This window comes from Bradyrhizobium cosmicum, from assembly GCF_032290525.1.
Lineage (GTDB): Bacteria > Pseudomonadota > Alphaproteobacteria > Rhizobiales > Xanthobacteraceae > Bradyrhizobium > Bradyrhizobium cosmicum_A.
Genome location: NZ_JASXTA010000001.1, coordinates 348303 through 363392 on the forward strand (window position 1 = coordinate 348303; position 15090 = coordinate 363392).

18 protein-coding genes are annotated in these 15090 nt (G+C 61.3%); 13 read left to right on the forward strand and 5 right to left on the reverse strand.

Going from position 1 to position 15090, the window contains the following annotated elements; genetic code table 11:
- Nucleotides 1–4: 4 nt before the first annotated feature.
- The 9 genes from QSV46_RS01590 (at nt 5) to QSV46_RS01630 (ending at nt 8440) form a co-directional block, all read left to right on the forward strand.
- Nucleotides 5–544 (forward strand): DUF6505 family protein, encoded by a 540-nt coding sequence (locus QSV46_RS01590; RefSeq protein WP_314946449.1) that lies wholly within the window; start codon nt 5–7, stop codon nt 542–544.
- Nucleotides 541–1548 (forward strand): DUF6352 family protein, encoded by a 1008-nt coding sequence (locus QSV46_RS01595; RefSeq protein WP_314945347.1) that lies wholly within the window; start codon nt 541–543, stop codon nt 1546–1548. Before QSV46_RS01590 ends, QSV46_RS01595 begins: the two co-directional genes overlap by 4 nt.
- Nucleotides 1545–2057: a DUF3305 domain-containing protein gene (locus QSV46_RS01600; RefSeq protein ID WP_314945348.1), complete on the forward strand. Its 513-nt coding sequence runs from the start codon at nt 1545–1547 to the stop codon at nt 2055–2057. The genes QSV46_RS01595 and QSV46_RS01600 overlap by 4 nt, the downstream gene beginning before the upstream one ends.
- Nucleotides 2054–2662, forward strand: a complete 609-nt coding sequence (locus QSV46_RS01605; RefSeq protein ID WP_314945349.1) for a DUF3306 domain-containing protein — start codon at nt 2054–2056, stop codon at nt 2660–2662. Before QSV46_RS01600 ends, QSV46_RS01605 begins: the two co-directional genes overlap by 4 nt.
- A gap of 135 nt (nt 2663–2797) precedes the next feature.
- Nucleotides 2798–3589, forward strand: coding sequence for a molecular chaperone TorD family protein (locus QSV46_RS01610; protein WP_314945350.1), 792 nt, complete (start codon nt 2798–2800; stop codon nt 3587–3589).
- 30 nt (nt 3590–3619) lie between these two features.
- Complete coding sequence (locus QSV46_RS01615) at nt 3620–3829, forward strand: twin-arginine translocation signal domain-containing protein (protein WP_314945352.1); 210 nt, start codon at nt 3620–3622, stop codon at nt 3827–3829.
- Between the two features lie 12 nt (nt 3830–3841).
- Nucleotides 3842–6790 carry a formate dehydrogenase subunit alpha gene (locus QSV46_RS01620; RefSeq protein WP_314945355.1) on the forward strand — a complete coding sequence of 983 codons (2949 nt, stop codon included), beginning with the start codon at nt 3842–3844 and terminating at the stop codon, nt 6788–6790.
- Between the two features lie 12 nt (nt 6791–6802).
- Nucleotides 6803–7399 (forward strand): formate dehydrogenase FDH3 subunit beta, encoded by a 597-nt coding sequence (gene fdh3B / locus QSV46_RS01625; RefSeq protein WP_007592757.1) that lies wholly within the window; start codon nt 6803–6805, stop codon nt 7397–7399.
- A gap of 39 nt (nt 7400–7438) precedes the next feature.
- Complete coding sequence (locus QSV46_RS01630; RefSeq protein ID WP_314945369.1) at nt 7439–8440, forward strand: formate dehydrogenase subunit gamma; 1002 nt, start codon at nt 7439–7441, stop codon at nt 8438–8440.
- Between the two features lie 35 nt (nt 8441–8475).
- On the opposite strand, the gene QSV46_RS01635 is transcribed toward QSV46_RS01630, so the two are convergent.
- Entirely contained in the window at nt 8476–8679 is a 204-nt protein-coding gene (locus tag QSV46_RS01635) for a hypothetical protein (protein ID WP_314945370.1), read from the reverse strand.
- Nucleotides 8680–9116: 437 nt separating this feature from the next.
- Between QSV46_RS01635 and QSV46_RS01640 the strand changes: the two genes are divergently transcribed.
- The gene (locus QSV46_RS01640; RefSeq protein ID WP_314945371.1) at nt 9117–9479 is read left to right on the forward strand and encodes a PRC-barrel domain-containing protein; all 363 of its coding nucleotides are present in this window, start codon (nt 9117–9119) and stop codon (nt 9477–9479) included.
- A 617-nt stretch (nt 9480–10096) separates the two neighbouring features.
- Nucleotides 10097–10246 carry a hypothetical protein gene (locus QSV46_RS01645; RefSeq protein ID WP_314945372.1) on the forward strand — a complete coding sequence of 50 codons (150 nt, stop codon included), beginning with the start codon at nt 10097–10099 and terminating at the stop codon, nt 10244–10246.
- Nucleotides 10247–10739: 493 nt separating this feature from the next.
- On the opposite strand, the gene QSV46_RS01650 is transcribed toward QSV46_RS01645, so the two are convergent.
- The 4 genes from QSV46_RS01650 to QSV46_RS01665 all read right to left on the reverse strand — a co-directional run bounded on the left by QSV46_RS01650 (nt 10740) and on the right by QSV46_RS01665 (nt 12831).
- On the reverse strand, nt 10740–11189 hold the full coding sequence (locus tag QSV46_RS01650) for a GcrA family cell cycle regulator (protein WP_314945374.1): 450 nt from the start codon (nt 11187–11189) through the stop codon (nt 10740–10742).
- On the reverse strand, nt 11107–11283 hold the full coding sequence (locus tag QSV46_RS01655; RefSeq protein WP_314945375.1) for a hypothetical protein: 177 nt from the start codon (nt 11281–11283) through the stop codon (nt 11107–11109). Before QSV46_RS01655 ends, QSV46_RS01650 begins: the two co-directional genes overlap by 83 nt.
- A gap of 148 nt (nt 11284–11431) precedes the next feature.
- Nucleotides 11432–11743, reverse strand: a complete 312-nt coding sequence (locus QSV46_RS01660) for a hypothetical protein (RefSeq protein WP_314945378.1) — start codon at nt 11741–11743, stop codon at nt 11432–11434.
- A gap of 812 nt (nt 11744–12555) precedes the next feature.
- Complete coding sequence (locus tag QSV46_RS01665) at nt 12556–12831, reverse strand: hypothetical protein (RefSeq protein ID WP_314945379.1); 276 nt, start codon at nt 12829–12831, stop codon at nt 12556–12558.
- Between the two features lie 1063 nt (nt 12832–13894).
- On the opposite strand from QSV46_RS01665, the gene QSV46_RS01670 reads away from it, so the two are divergent.
- Both QSV46_RS01670 and QSV46_RS01675 read left to right on the forward strand, forming a co-directional pair.
- Nucleotides 13895–14413 carry a hypothetical protein gene (locus tag QSV46_RS01670; protein ID WP_314945381.1) on the forward strand — a complete coding sequence of 173 codons (519 nt, stop codon included), beginning with the start codon at nt 13895–13897 and terminating at the stop codon, nt 14411–14413.
- Between the two features lie 376 nt (nt 14414–14789).
- Nucleotides 14790–15065, forward strand: coding sequence for a hypothetical protein (locus QSV46_RS01675; RefSeq protein ID WP_314945383.1), 276 nt, complete (start codon nt 14790–14792; stop codon nt 15063–15065).
- Nucleotides 15066–15090 lie beyond the last annotated feature (25 nt).

Consider the following 15090-nt stretch of genomic DNA (forward strand, 5'->3'; position numbering starts at 1 on the left):
GACTATCAAACTTCTACGCACCATCGCCCTGGATCCCTCCGACACCTTCGTGTTCGACGTCCCGGCAGCGCCAGGCGAATGGGCCGTCTCCGGCGCCTTCCGCTTCTGCGATCAGGATCCGGCGAAGCTGAGCGGGAAGGCGCGCGTCGCCTTCCGCAGCGGCTTTCTGGGCGTGCAATCCTGGGGATGGTCGACGCTGGCTCAGGTCGTTCCGGCGACTGAGGACGATTGCCAGGTGCTGATCGAACTCCTTGCCAGGCAACTTTTTGATCAGTTCGGCGCACCGGATATGGCAGTTGCGAGGACCGCTGCGGAAGAGGAAGTCACCTTTGCGCAGTCGCTCTGCTCGCACCCGGTCAGCTCGCTCATTGCGGTCCACCGCTCGGCGGGCGATGGCGACGTCCACGAGAGCTTCCGCAAGCTGCAACTGCGGGAAGGGCAGCGGCATGGCAAGGCGTTCTCGTTCATGGAAATCGAGGATGATGTCAAAGCCGACAGCGATCTTAACTATTCTGATGGGGGCCAGGAGCCGCTCCTCCGATGAGTGATTTCTGGATCGCATGCGGCCATCATCTGCTCGATCGCGACGAGGGCGGCGGGCTTCGTGTTACCGACGAATTCTTGAAGGCTTACTTTGCCCGTCCCGAGCTGATGCCGCCGGAGGACGCGTGCCCGGTCGAACGAAGACTGCATCGTGAGATGCTTGCTGATCCGCGCCGAGCGGTCGCAGCCGAAGAGCTCGCTGCGATCGCCGATGAGGACGCGCGGGAGAATTGGCGCTTCGTGGTGGCATTTCGCGATCTCATGTTGCGGCACCCGACGCTCGAAGCTGCGTATCTCGCGGTCCTGCGTTCGTCGTCAAACGACCTGCCGCCGCTGTTCATCAATCAGCTCGTGCACGTGATCTTGCGCAATGCGCTCGACGGCGACGACGATGTGTTCGTGCTGCGCGCCGCCGAGCTGTTCTTCCGGCCGCAGCGAATCCTTCCGCATGAACAGGCCTTGCTGCTTGGCGATGAAGAGGTTGTCGGCGTTCGCAGCCCGACGCCTATCTTGTCGCTGATCTCGATGCTGGGCACCAAGACTGACGCCCAGCTTGATGTGTTGACCGAGGAAAATGCCGAGAGCTATTGGAAACGCAGCGACCAGTTCGATATGGCCCTCAATCTTACCGCGGGCGGGCGAGGCCATCGCGCGCTGGCACAGGCGATGACGCGCTGGGTCTCCCATCTGCTCGGGATCGATGTTGCCATTGAACCGCTGATGGAAGTACGCGAGATGAAGCTGGCCTGGTATATTGGGTTGGACGCTGACGCCACCAAGATAGGCGATCGGCTTTGGCACAACGAGGAGCTCGACGAGCCCAGCGCAGGGCGAGTTCTTTCGCTGTTTCGCCTGACCTTTGCGGACCCTCAGCTCGTTATGGAGACCTTGCGGGGCGAACCGGTCTATCTGATCCTGGCGATGACAGCCGATCAGAAGCTCCGCATGAAACCGCAGAACCTGTTGAGGGGACTCCCGATCAGGCGCCTGGAGCCCATCTCATGAGTGTTGCCCTGCCACTCCGGCGTATTCCCGTCGGTATCGTCGTCGAACGGCGCAAGGCGGATTCGCCCTGGGGTGATTTCATCTGGCGGAGCGCCGCCGTGTTGCCTGACAAAGCGGCCGTGGAGCCCTGGACAATCCTGCGCGAACAAGGCGGCACGACCTGGTTCTATGCCGGCAGCGCAACGGTTGATCTGTACGTGTCGGAAACCGCGCGTTACCGCGACAATGTTGCCTCCGGCACGCCGAGCCTCTGGGTGGTCTTGAGTCCGTCCGAGGGGCCTTGGCCGTATGCGATCACTGCCGCGACCGCTGATCCCGCGGAAGGAGAGGGGTTTACCGAGGCCGCTGACAATCTGGTTGAAGCCGTACCGATGCCTGAGGTAGTGCGCGGGGTGATTGAAAGCTTCATTGCCGAACACCACGTCGAGAGAGAGTTCGTCAAACGCGAGCGACGGCGCGCCGATCCCGAGGCTTTGGGGCGTCGGCACCACGAAGGCGGGCAAGAATGACCGAGGAAGAGTTTCTCGCACGTTGGTCGCGCCGCAAGCGCGAGTCAAAATCGAATGCTCCGTCGGCGGAAACGGCCGGGCCGGCCGGTGAAGCTGCGGTGCCATCTCCCGCGGCCGAGGCCGAACCGGACGTGGATCTCGGCAGCTTGCCGTCGATCGATGCGATTGCGGCGGGGACCGATATCACCGCGTTCCTGCGCAAAGGTATTCCGCCGGAATTGATGCAAGCGGCTCTTCGCCGCGCCTGGACGGCCGATCCAGCGATCCGCGATTTCGTGGGGCTCGCCGAGAACGCCTGGGACTTCAACGATCCGAATGCCATGCCGGGCTTTGGACCGCTCGATTGCTCGCAGGCGGACCTAGCAGCCTGGGTCGACCGAATCGTAGGGGGTCTGCGTGACGCCGCAGAGACTCAGCCTGACACGCCGACGCAATTGCAGGAGTCCTCGGACGTTCCGAATGGGGATATTGTGCACTCCGCTGTGCTTAAACGGCAGCCCGATGACGCTGTCCCCACAGAGATCGCAGTTCCCCTTGCATCGCAACCGATCTCGGAACCTGATACAGTGCGACGCCGCATTCATGGCGGCGCACTGCCCCAATAGTGTTGCTACCAAAGGCTATAGCCTCAACCCATAGAGCGGTGATTGACCGTCTGCGGAACCAGGTCTAGGCTTTGCTAGCGCTTTGTTGCGCAAGTAAAATTGGTCACTCGAGGGTCTCAGGCAACGGAGGTCCATGTGCGTGACGCCGGGCTTGATCGTGCCATTGACGCCGCAGGCGGCGTGCCCGAGCTTGCGGGCAAAATCCGCATCAGCCAGCCCTCGGTTTCGACCTGGAGCGAGATTCCCGCTCCGCGTGTAATTGCGGCGGAAGCTGCAACAGGTGTTCCTCGGACCGAACTGCGGCTTGATCCGGATCCCGATCACCATCACGAATGCACGGTGTCGCAAGACAGCATCGATCCGATCGACGTCGCGCGAGCGCACGAATATGTCCTTCTCGCCACCTTGCTCGCGGCTGCGCCGTCGAAGAGCTTGCTTGATCGGCTTACGGGTTTGAGCGGAGACGGCACGCCACTCGGTCAGGCTCACGCCGGCTTGGCGGAAGCCGCTTCGCGCACGACCGCAGCTCAGGTCGAACGCGAATACTTCGACCTTTTTGTCGGTCTCGGCCGCGGCGAGTTGCTGCCCTACGCCTCGTACTATTTGACCGGCTTCCTCAACGAGCGGCCACTGTCACGTTTGCGGACCGATCTCGCGGCGCTCGGCATCGCGCGCGCCGAGGGCAATTCCGAACCTGAGGATCATGCCGCCATTCTCTGCGAGATCATGGCCGGAATGGCTGATGGCCGCTTGGAAGCGCCGTTCGCTGCGCAGCGTGCGCTGTTCGAGAAACACGTTTCGTCCTGGATAGGGCGTCTGTTTGCCGACATGGAGCAGGCGGCAAGCGCAAGGTTCTACCGCGCGGTCGGCACGTTCGGCCGTCTGTTCATCGAGATCGAGAGGCAAGGATTTTCGTTCGCGAAGTGACCATGCGCAGGCTGGTCCGGGAGAGATGCGATGAGCGATGAAAAGAAAGTGATCGTCGGACGGCGCGACTTCCTCCGCAAGGTTGGCATCGGCGCGGTAGGCGCTGGCGCCACGCTGGCGACGCCACTCGTCGGCTCTGCGCAGGCCGATAGCGAGAATAACGATGAGAAGCGCAAGGCGCGCTACAAGGAATCCGATCACGTGAAGGCCTATTACCGCGTCAATCGCTATCCCACCTAAGGGAGGCTGCCCGTGCTTATCAAGCGAACACAAGACCATTCCGGATCGGACCGCGGCGGCTCGGTCGCGAACACCCTATCAAGGCAGGCCAGCGGTCTCGATCGCCGCACCTTCCTGCGCCGGTCAGGTCTTGCGGGTGGCGCGCTCGCGGCACTCGGGACCATGCCGGTTTCCGGCGTGCGCAAGACGGAAGCGGCCATGGCAGGTCCGCTGACTGCCGGGGCCAGCGTCAAGAAAAGCATCTGTACGCATTGTTCGGTCGGATGCACCGTAACCGCGGAGGTGTTGAACGGGGTCTGGATCGGCCAGGAGCCGAGCTGGGAGTCCCCCATCAACCGCGGATCTCATTGCGCGAAGGGCGCCTCCGTGCGTGAGCTCGTGCACAGCGAACGGCGTCTGCGCTATCCGATGAAGCTCGTGAACGGGCAATGGACGCGCGTCTCCTGGGAAACTGCGATCAACGAGATCGGCGACAAGATCCTCGAGGTTCGCGAAAAATCGGGGCCCGATTCCGTATATTGGCTCGGCTCGGCCAAGATGACCAATGAAGGCGCTTATCTGTTCCGCAAGCTCGGAGCGTTCTGGGGTACCAACAACACCGACCATCAGGCACGCATCTGCCATTCGACCACCGTCACCGGCGTCGCCAACACCTGGGGCTATGGCGCGATGACCAATAGCTACAACGATATCCGCAATGCCAAGACCCAGATGATCATGGGCGGCAATCCGGCCGAGGCGCATCCGGTTTCGTTGCAGCATCTGCTCGAGGGCAAGGAGCTGCAAAAGGCCAACTTCATCGTCATCGACCCGCGCATGACGCGCACCGCTGCGCACGCCACGGAATATGTGCGGATGCGTCCGGGCACCGACATTCCTGTGCTCTACGGTATCATGTGGCACATCCTCCAGAACGGCTGGGAGGACAAGGAGTTCATCAGGCAGCGCGTCTACGGGTTCGACGATCTCCGCAAGGAAGTGGAGCAATGGAATCCGGAAGAGGTCGAGCGCGTCGCGGGCATTCCCGGCGAACAGCTCAAGCGGGTCGCCAAGATGTTCGCCACTGAGAAGCCGTCGACGTTGATCTGGGCGATGGGCCAGACCCAGAAGACCGTCGGCACCGCCAATGTGAGGGCGAGCTGCATCCTGCTGCTCTTGACCGGCAATGTGGGCGGGCCCGGCATGGGTGCCAACATCTTCCGCGGCCACGACAATGTGCAGGGCGCGACCGATGTCGGGCTCGATATTGTGACGTTGCCGTTCTACTACGGTCTCGCTGAAGGCGCATGGAAGCACTGGTCGCGGGTCTGGGACGTTGATTACGAGTTCTTGAAGTCGCGCTTCGATTCCAAACAGATCATGGAGACTCCCGGCATTCCGCTGACCCGCTGGTTCGAGGCGGTGACGCTGCCGAAAGACCAGGTCGCTCAGAAGGACAACGTACGGGCAGTGTTCGTTCAGGGGCACGCCAGCAACAGCATCACGCGCATTCCGGAGTCTCTCAACGGCCTGAAGGCGCTGGACCTGCTTGTCATTGCCGACCCGCATCCCACGACCTGGGCGTCGCTGGCGGTCGAGGCCGGCCGCAAGGATGGCGTCTACATTCTTCCGGTGGCCACGCAATTCGAATGCAAGGGATCGCGCGTCGCTTCGAACCGCTCGCTGCAATGGAGCGAGCAGATCGTCAAACCGATCTTCGAATCCAAGGACGATCTCGAGGTCATCTATCTGATGGCCAGGAAGCTCGGCTTCGCCGACCAGATGTTCAAGAAAATCAAGGTCGAGAACAATCTGCCCGAAGCAGAAGATGTGCTGCGCGAAATGAACCGCGGCAGCTGGTCAACCGGCTATTGCGGGCAATCACCTGAGCGGCTTAAGGCGCACATGAAGTACCAGGCGAAGTTCGACATGCTGACGATGCGCGCCCCCAAGGATGATCCCGAGGTCGGCGGCGATTATTACGGCCTGCCGTGGCCATGCTGGGGCTCGCCGGAGGTCCGGCATCCCGGCACGCCGCTGCTCTACAACACCAATCTCGCGGTGATGGATGGCGGCGGCACGTTCCGGCCGCGCTTCGGCATCGAGCGCGAGGAGAAACTGCCAGACGGATCTACGCGCAAGGTTAGCTTGCTGGCCGACAGATCCTACTCCAAGGATTCCGAAATCCAGGACGGCTATCCCGAATTCACTCTGGCGAGCCTGAAGAAGCTTGGCTGGGATACAGATCTCACCGAAGCGGAGATGGCTACGATCATGAAGGTTAATCCGACCAATCCGGATTCGGTGTCATGGTCGCTCGATCTCTCAGGGGGCATCCAGCGGGTCGCGCTCAAACACGGCTGTGTGCCTTACGGCAATGGCAAGGCACGCATGAACGCCTTCGGCCTGCCTGATCCGATTCCGGTCCATCGCGAGCCGATCTACACGCCACGTGTCGACCTCGTCGCAAAATATCCGACTTTGCCCGATGCCAAGCAGTTTCGCATGCCCAACATCGGATTCTCGGTGCAGAAGGCTGCGGTGGAGAAGGGGATTGCCAAGCAGTTCCCGCTCATCCTCTCGTCGGGCCGTCTGGTCGAGTATGAGGGCGGCGGGGAGGAGACGCGTACCAATCCGTGGCTTGCCGAACTGCAGCAGGACATGTTCATCGAGATCAACCCGGCCGATGCCGCTGATCGCGGCGTCAAGGACGGCGGCTGGGTCTGGGTCTCGGGCGCCGAGAACAATTCGAGGGCGAGGATGAAGGCGCTCGTCACCGAGCGTGTCGGCAAGGGCGTCGCCTGGATGCCCTTCCATTTCGGCGGCTGGCTGGGAGGCAAAGATCTTCGCAGTACCTACCCGAAGGGGACAGATCCGATCGTGCTCGGCGAAAGCGCGAACACCATCACGACCTACGGATATGATCCCGCGACGGGCATGCAGGAACCGAAGGTCACTCTTTGCCAAATCGCGGCGGCATAAGGAGCAACGACGATGGCCCGTATGAAATTCCTCTGCGACGCCGACCGTTGCATCGAATGCAATGCCTGCGTCACCGCCTGCAAGAACGAGCATGAGGTGCCCTGGGGTATCAACCGGCGCCGCGTGGTCACCATCAATGATGGCAAGCCAGGCGAGCGTTCGATCTCGATGGCCTGCATGCACTGCACCGACGCGCCCTGCGCGGCCGTGTGCCCCGTGAACTGCTTCTACACCACTGCTGATGGCGTGGTGCTGCACTCCAAGGACCTGTGCATCGGTTGTGGCTATTGCTTCTACGCCTGTCCGTTCGGCGCGCCGCAATACCCCAAGGTCGGGAACTTCGGTTCGCGCGGCAAGATGGACAAATGCACCTACTGCGCCGGCGGCCCGGAGGCCGACGGCAGCAAGGAGGAATACGAGAAGTATGGCGCGAACCGGCTGGCAGAGGGCAAGCTGCCGCTGTGTGCCGAAATGTGCTCGACCAAGTCGTTGCTCGCCGGCGACGGGGAGATTATCGCCCAGATCTACAAGGAACGCGTGATGAAGCGCGGCTACGGCTCCGGCGCGTGGGGCTGGAAGACCGCGTATCGCGAGACGATCGAGTCCTGACGCGGACGGCAGTCAAGGACGCGCTACCTGGAGGTGCAGATGGCGTCATTTGGAAGACTCATTCGCCTGGCATTCGGCGCATGCGCGCTGCTTCTGGTGATCATGGCGGCTCCGGCGAGTGCGCAGCAGGTCAACCCGACCGCAAGCTCCGTCAAGGAGCAGCAATTGCTGCAGGAGCTGAACCGAATCCAGGGCCGCGTCAGCATTCCGGATCAGAGGTCGGGCGTGCTCGAGCAGCCACAGGGACGCGAATGGCGGGAGTTTCGCAATGTCACGCTGCGCTGGATCGGTGGCGTCGCGATTATCGGCATGCTGGCTGTGCTCCTGATCTTCTATCTCACCCGTGGCATGGTGCGGCTTGAAAGCGGGCGATCGGGACGCACCATCGTGCGCTTCACCCTGTTTGAGCGCTTCGTGCATTGGATGACAGCCACCTGCTTCATCATCCTCGCCATCTCGGGTCTGAACATCACCTTCGGGCGGCCGTTGTTATTGCCGCTTATGGGTTTTGAAGCCTTCTCCGAGTGGTCACAATGGGCAAAGTATGCCCACAACTATCTGAGTTTCCCGTTCACCGTCGGCGTCGTTCTGATCTTCCTGATGTGGATCGCGGGAAATCTCCCGAACAAGGTGGACGTTGCCTGGATCAAGCGGGGAGGGGGCATTGTCGGCCATGATCATCCGCCGGCCTATCGCTTCAATGCCGGCCAGAAGATGATTTACTGGATCGTCGTGATTGGAGGCGGCCTCGTTGCGGCGACGGGATACGAACTGATGTTCCCGTTCTATATCAGCGGCATTGAAGGCATGCAGATGGCCCAGATCATCCACTCCGTTGTGGGCGTGCTATTCGTGGCCGCCATGATTGCGCATGTCTACATCGGCACGATCGGGATGGAGGGGGCTTTCGAGGCCATGGGTTCGGGTGAGGTCGATGTCAACTGGGCACGCGAACATCATAGTCTCTGGCTCGACGAACAGAGTGGGCGAACCGGACCGAACGATCAAAAGCCGCAACCAGTGACCGCTGCGGCGGAATGAAGGGGAGCGGCTGAAGAAGGCCGGTCAGGTGTGCTCTATTGCATCCGTCCTCTGGCAAACAGGACGGACCGGTCCTCGATCTCTTGCTCGGCCAGCGTGCTCGCTTGGCCTGTCTGCAGCTCTTGAATGTTTGGCATGCCGCTCTGTGCAGAGCGAAGAAGTGCATGCGGTCTGAGCACGCTGCTGACTGCGCTGATGACGAGCAGGGCCGTGACGAGCGAAAGCATAAGGCGTTTCATTCGACATCTCCGTCCGGTGGTGCATCGACCCAGACGGAGTAAGCTCTAATTCGTCCAGGTGATGTGAGCCGCCTCACATCCTCCGAGCCTTTTTCGGGTTCCGACGGCTGAACGAAGGTCGGGCAGTCCTCGATCGTTTGCGCCGCCGATCATGGCGGAAGGATAGAAAGGCCACCGCGCTGAGAATGCCCGGGCCTTCGCGAAAGCGCCTCGGCCTTTATCACCGCGGCGTAGTCGGGCGAGCAGGGCCGCATCCCTCCGCCATCCCGCTGCCCGCAGGAACCTTGGACCTTCTGCCGCCCTACGGGCAGCGTGGCCGAGTCGTCCGGGGCGCCCCCGTCGCTGACGATGGCGAGAACAACGTCACCAGGGCTTCAGCCAGGAACGGAGCCATCGTCGTCCGGTTGACTCCGGAAGACATCATCCGGGAGGTCAACATGGCCATAGAAGATCGCGAAACGTTCAGCTTAATCGGAAGCGACAAGGTCGAGGGGACGATCGTGTACGGGACCGACGGGGAAAAGGTGGGCTACATCGAGCGTGTCATGATCGACAAGGTCAGCGGCAACGTGTCGTACGCGGTGCTCAGCTTCGGGGGGCTGCTCGGCATTGGCGACGATCACTATCCGTTGCCATGGCAGGCGCTGAAATACGACACCAACCTCGGCGGCTACGTTACCGGCATCACCCAGGACCAGCTCCGCGGCGCCCCGAAATACGCCGACGAGAGCAGCTGGAATTGGAGCGACCCCGCGACCACGCGCTCCGTGAATGCTTACTACGGTGTGCCGGTGATCTGAGGCGCACGACATTCGCGGGCCGACGCACTCGCCGTCACGCGAGACGACCGCATCGGTCGCCGAGGTGAGCAATGCCGTTCGTATTCTGGTCGTGGAGGATGAAGCTCCGATCTGCAGCTTCATCGAGGACGCCTTGTTCGACGGCGGTGTCGAGGGGGGTGCTCGGTCAATTCGTGGGAGGCGGTCGCGCGGGACGACGAACCGGCCGCGCGAGTAGCCGGCGGAAACCGAGGTCCGTAACTCCTGGGCCAGCGCCTCGAGGAAGCCGTTCGCGACAATGAGCGCCTTGACCGCTTCCCGGGCGTCTCGGCCGCAAGCAGCAACGGCCTGGTCGGCGGCGGCCCCCAGGTCGAACGGTGCCGGTCGGGATGGCTCCTGTTCCTATTCACTAGCCCAAGTCTACCTAGGTATGGTCACTTCATACCTGCGCGCGATGGCGCCGACCAAGGGCCAGTGTTACCGATACATCCAGAGTGAAAAGCAACGGAACCGGCCCTGCGAGCCGGCAGTTGCGGGACGAGACCGGCGGCGTAGCGCCCGCCGGCCCTTTTCCCGATCTAGCGGCGCTTCGCCGCTCAACTGATGCTTACCGCCATCGTTGGTGCAGAGAGTCCGCCATGAAAAACATCGCCGATCTCCTGATGCGGTTCTGGCAGGGAAGCCAACGCGCGTCCAATACTCAGGTTGCGGCTATGGTTGAAAGCCGAGATCGATCCAGCATGGCTGATTTTGTCCGGATCCTGCAGGCCTATGATCAAGCCCAGTAGGGCAGGAGTTAGAGGCGGACGCGTCAGTCCGTGATGCGGAGGTCCGAGCAAACCAAAGCCAAGACCTCACACCGCACCGCGTCCAGTTGTATATATCTACCGCATTCGTTCAGTCTCCTTCGACAACGAAACTTCCGGACGGAAGTCCGGCGTGGACCGAAAGGGCCGCACGACCGCGTCGCTGAAGGTAATCCGCCGTGGGCGGGCCAGATCAAGTGCGATGCGTGTGGGAGCGCCGGGTTGAAGGAAGAACAGAACCGTTTCGACGACGTCGTCGCGATGGCATTACGGTTTCCACTTCGGGCCCCTTAGCCGAAGATCTCTTGAATCGGTGACATGTCGGCTTTCGGCGGCAAACCAGAAGCAAGTTCCGCCTGGCAACTATCGCTGCTTTTGACCGAACCAGATGAAGCCTTCGGAAGGCATACGACAGCCGAACCCGTCGAACTGGGCCAGGCACATACGGGACCGCAGCGATGTTCGTGGTGAGCTCTTAGCCGGTGTTTCTGACCGCCTCTGCCAGCATGGAGTAGAGCTGCTGCTTGCTGAATTCCTTGGGCCGCTGCCTCTGCACTGTGTTCCGCGACACCTTCCGTGCGACTGGACGGGCGCAAGCTGCCGACGAGGTCGGCCTCAGCTTCGGGGGCGGCCTTATCTTGGGCGTTGCTGTAGGCGGCTTGTGGCCGCGCTTCAGGCCCAGACGGGCCAGCATGCCGCAGACCGCGTTACGACTGCACCCGAGACGACGCGCTATCTGCGCCGCGCTCTGTCCCGCGGACCAGAGCCTGTTAAGGAGCGCTATGTCTTTCACATCCCAGACCATGAAAGATATTATAGCGTCGACTGCCGAACACGCCAGTCTAGTCTTCGTCCGGCTCGCGCACGACCGGCGGTTCGTCAGCGTCATCTTCCTCTTCGTCGTCTTCGTCCTCCTCGTCTTCATCGGGATCTCTTGGCGGCATCGCGGCTCCCATAAGCACAAGCGGTGTCCAGTAGATCGCTGTGGTGGGAAATGCTTCGAAGGTATGTTGCTTCATGTTGCTGCTACTCCTCGAAAACCACGCTAGTCGCATATTGCTGGCAGACGGCGCGTCCAGGGCGCGATCGCTACAAACGAGACGGAGACATCAAGTCGACGACATGAGCAAAGGGTGGTAACCGCCAGGCAAATGGCGGCGTTTTCAGCTACTTTATGCCCGAGAACTCATTTGGCTCTATGTTCACCAAAACCTCGCCGGTGGTGATTTCGGGAACTCCAAGATCGAGGTCATGTAGACTCGCTTGAACAAACGCAAGTACCTTGGCGTTTGCTGCATTAGCGCTTTCGCGGTCGTCAAATATCATCACGGCGATACCAACACCGTCGCCCGCATCCAGCACATAGTAAGATCTGAATCCGCGCGATTGCCTTAGGATCTGGCCGACGCCGCTCTTGGCGCGGCGAGCGGCGTCCGCTACCGAACGAACCTTGGTGTACTTGCGAATGACCATGTGCATGAGGCCACCACGCGCCACACGCCCCGCCCCATCAAAGCATATCGGTCCCAGTCGGACTAGGGCCAACTTCCGAGATCGGCCCACAGTGTCCGGTTGGGGGATCGGACAACGCGCGCCTTTCTTCAATGAGTCCTCCTCGCCGTGTGGGGGAGTTGCGCTTTAGCCAGCCGCGGGCCCAGGGCGGCATGGCTGGCCTAAGACGCCAGGAAATCCCGGTCCCCCTGCTTAGAGATGTCGCTCCGATCGGAGTGAAGGGCTGCGAGACCGGGGCGCGCTCGCTCACATTTAGTTTTGAGTATCCGATGCGACCAGCGCCACAAGCGCGGCCGTCAGCACGATCGTTGTCCGCGCGCTATATCGACAAAGGCGAAGCGGTAAGATCATTATCCGTTTCGTCTGATGTCCTCAGTCTCCCACGAGCAAGTCGAGCGGGTTCGCGTAGTCATAAGCAGCTGTGATCGCGGTGGACTGCCGGCGCGAATGGCAGCATTCGGTGTGGCTGCAACAGATCCGGAAACCATGATCAATGAATTGGGCGGCTTAGGTGCAGTCACCATCTCCGATGGATGCGCCGCCTCGAGCTTCATGCCTTCGGCTCGGCCAGAGATCGAAGGCGTCGAGATGTCCCGCCGATCCCGCCCGCCTGGAGCGGGACAACGCGAAGTGCTTGCGATGCCGGAGACGCTGGAGCTCCTGATCTCTGCTCTGTCGCACGCTGGCCCCTATCGATAGCGCCCCTGAAACCTGAACAGCACATCCTGCAAGAGCCCCATCCCGCAGGATGCGGTGTTCAGAGCTAGAACCGATCGCCATCAGCGGCAGACGTAGCGGCCGTTGACTAGAACGCGGACACATGCCGTGCCGACTGCGGCCGCGCCGACGACGGCACCGCCTACGACCGCGCGTCTGGTGGTGCGGCGCGCGACGCCGGCGACTGACACTGGCGTCAAGGGGCGCCCGACCCGCGCTTCTGCCCGGCTCAGCGAGAGCGAAAGGCCTTCGTCGGCCGACCAGCCGACTGAGCCGGACACTCCGAGAGCGATCACTGCACCTGCGAGTGATAACTGTGTGAGCATGCCAAGCTTCATGATATTCTCCGTCCTGTGAGGGTGAATTTGAATCGCTCCATGGTCTGGTGCACGGACCATTGATCAGGATCAAAGAACCGTAGAAATCGTACCGCTGACAGCGACGCTGGCGAAGCGACATGACACCTTCGTTCATTGCATGCGTCAGCTGTTTTGGCTGTTGTTACTTCTGCGTGCAGAGGGGCCTCAGCGTCTCGTCAGTGCTGCGCGCCTTCGCGTATTCCATCAGAGCCGTCCGGGCCGCTTCGCAACGCTCTGCGCTCGAAAATTCTCGGGTCGACACAACGGCCCCATTAGCAACGCCGAGCCAACTGACGACAATTAGAACATAAGTCATGCTATTCTCCCGCACAGCGGCCGGTCGCGAGAGTGTAGGCTTACAGCGAAGCAATATGCGCGCACGTCGTACCAGGGCAGACTGTCGACCGTTGAGCCACACGCGAGACAGATCTGGTATTCTCGCGGTTCGTCGGATTAGACAAGCGAATCTCGAAGACGCTGCTCGGACGTAGAGGAGGCGCAGCCGCCGCTTGCATGGGCAACTGCACGGCCATGTCTGAATGCGAAGACGAATCGGGCAACGATCCCGCTTTGCCATAAGTGCTCATCTTGGAGCGTCTTGTCTGCGAGGTTTGACCAGCTTCTCGCCTCGGCGATCCAGACCGCGCGGTTGTGCGGATCTTGGCTTGCAAGCTGCCGGCAAAGCGCTGCGCGCGAACTCAGCTCGAATTGACTCATCATCGGCCCTCCCTGCCAGAAGCTCGATGTACGCGGTGAGAATTCTGCGTTGCGTGCCACATCTCTTCAATTGGCCTTCTGGTCATTGTACCAAGGGGCATGTCACTGACACTGACCGGGCCGTGCGACAGTACGCGAGGCCGTGTTGCGATAATTTCAATTCGTTGATCTGGCTCAAGCGAAACCGCGTTCGGACGCGGAGAACATTAGCCTGCTTCAATGAGGGTGCGCTTACCAATGAAACGCCGCCCGTGCCTCAGCAAGGGCTTTACCAGGGACGCGCCGCGGCGGAAGCGACGGCGGTTCAATTTAGGCAACCACGACCATGCAGGTTGCATTGCTTCGCCAATTCTGCCGCCGTGGTCCGTTGCTTGCCAGACGAAAATCTGCGGCGGCGAGGATGCCGACAATGCCCATCTCACGATATCTGTTCTATGTCGGCGCCACGTTGCTCGCGATCCTCTTCGTTGTGGATGCCTTTGTGCCGGATCGACCTGCCATACACGGCGGACCTGGTCGCTCGGTCACCATCCGGATCTATTCCGATTGGAAATTGCCGGAGCGCGTCGTTCTCGACACCAGCCATCCCACGATCGTGCCGATGGACATCGCTCAGACCGAGCCTGGTGCTCCGCCCGGCGCCGACCCCTTACGGACGCGGGCGCACGAGGCGTTTGCTCAGCTTCGACCGCACGAGGCAGAACGACTGCAATCACGTCAATCGACAAAGCCTGAAGCGAAGCCGCAGCGTCAAAGCAAGATTGTAAGGAGGCACATCGAAAGACGTATCCGGCTCGTGGCAAGACCGCCGCAGTATGATTGGTTCGGCTACCAGGTCTGGTGAGCAGGCTCACTCCGACCCGTCGTCTGCCCGACTATGGCAACGACGCTGACCGTTTGATGATGATCAACGAATGTAAGTCGCGGCATCGCCTACTGAGACGCCTCAAGATCAGGAGTGGTGACGTGAGTGAAAAGCCAAGGTCTGAACGATGCGCGCGTGGCGAAACGCTTTCGTTGCTGGGATGGGCCGCTCTTGGCGTGGCGACCTCCGGCACATTGCGGTTCGGAAAACAAGCGCCCGCGCAGACGGTCGGCATGGAACGACGCCAGGAAGGACGGGGAGCGCGCGACCCGCGGCGCAACTAGGACGCAACATGATCTCACCGGTCATTGTTTGCCGACAAATGTCCGCTTGATCGCAATCCGGAAGCTGGCGGATGCCGCAAACCTGGTACGTCACGTTCGAGGTGCACAAGCGCGGGACCTTGCCGAAGCGGCGAAGTCCCCGGGAGACGCGCACATTCGAGAGCGAAGCCGAGGCGCGGGCTTTCGCACGAGAGAAATTCAATGAGGGATTGATCGTGTTCGCAGGCACGCTCAATCCCTTTTTGCCGCGGCGGCTGATTCCGTCGAGCGACATTCCATCCTGGATCGAACAGGGCACAGGCGACAACGTTGCCAGCGACGACGCCAAGCGCGACCCAGAGAGATAGGCGCGCACCAAAACGATTCTCGGCC

What these genes read in the sequence shown, in the direction of transcription:
- QSV46_RS01595 (WP_314945347.1), top strand. Translation starts at nt 541, where the DNA reads ATGAGTGATTTCTGGATCGCATGCGGCCATCATCTGCTCGATCGCGAC.
- QSV46_RS01600 (WP_314945348.1), top strand. Translation starts at nt 1,545, where the DNA reads ATGAGTGTTGCCCTGCCACTCCGGCGTATTCCCGTCGGTATCGTCGTC.
- QSV46_RS01605 (WP_314945349.1), top strand. Translation starts at nt 2,054, where the DNA reads ATGACCGAGGAAGAGTTTCTCGCACGTTGGTCGCGCCGCAAGCGCGAG.
- QSV46_RS01615 (WP_314945352.1), top strand. Translation starts at nt 3,620, where the DNA reads ATGAGCGATGAAAAGAAAGTGATCGTCGGACGGCGCGACTTCCTCCGC.
- fdh3B (WP_007592757.1), top strand. Translation starts at nt 6,803, where the DNA reads ATGGCCCGTATGAAATTCCTCTGCGACGCCGACCGTTGCATCGAATGC.
- QSV46_RS01630 (WP_314945369.1), top strand. Translation starts at nt 7,439, where the DNA reads ATGGCGTCATTTGGAAGACTCATTCGCCTGGCATTCGGCGCATGCGCG.
- QSV46_RS01635 (WP_314945370.1), bottom strand. Translation starts at nt 8,679, where the DNA reads ATGAAACGCCTTATGCTTTCGCTCGTCACGGCCCTGCTCGTCATCAGC.
- QSV46_RS01640 (WP_314945371.1), top strand. Translation starts at nt 9,117, where the DNA reads ATGGCCATAGAAGATCGCGAAACGTTCAGCTTAATCGGAAGCGACAAG.
- QSV46_RS01645 (WP_314945372.1), top strand. Translation starts at nt 10,097, where the DNA reads ATGAAAAACATCGCCGATCTCCTGATGCGGTTCTGGCAGGGAAGCCAA.
- QSV46_RS01650 (WP_314945374.1), bottom strand. Translation starts at nt 11,189, where the DNA reads ATGAAGACGAGGAGGACGAAGACGACGAAGAGGAAGATGACGCTGACG.
- QSV46_RS01655 (WP_314945375.1), bottom strand. Translation starts at nt 11,283, where the DNA reads ATGAAGCAACATACCTTCGAAGCATTTCCCACCACAGCGATCTACTGG.
- QSV46_RS01660 (WP_314945378.1), bottom strand. Translation starts at nt 11,743, where the DNA reads ATGCACATGGTCATTCGCAAGTACACCAAGGTTCGTTCGGTAGCGGAC.
- QSV46_RS01665 (WP_314945379.1), bottom strand. Translation starts at nt 12,831, where the DNA reads ATGAAGCTTGGCATGCTCACACAGTTATCACTCGCAGGTGCAGTGATC.
- QSV46_RS01670 (WP_314945381.1), top strand. Translation starts at nt 13,895, where the DNA reads ATGCAGGTTGCATTGCTTCGCCAATTCTGCCGCCGTGGTCCGTTGCTT.
- QSV46_RS01675 (WP_314945383.1), top strand. Translation starts at nt 14,790, where the DNA reads ATGCCGCAAACCTGGTACGTCACGTTCGAGGTGCACAAGCGCGGGACC.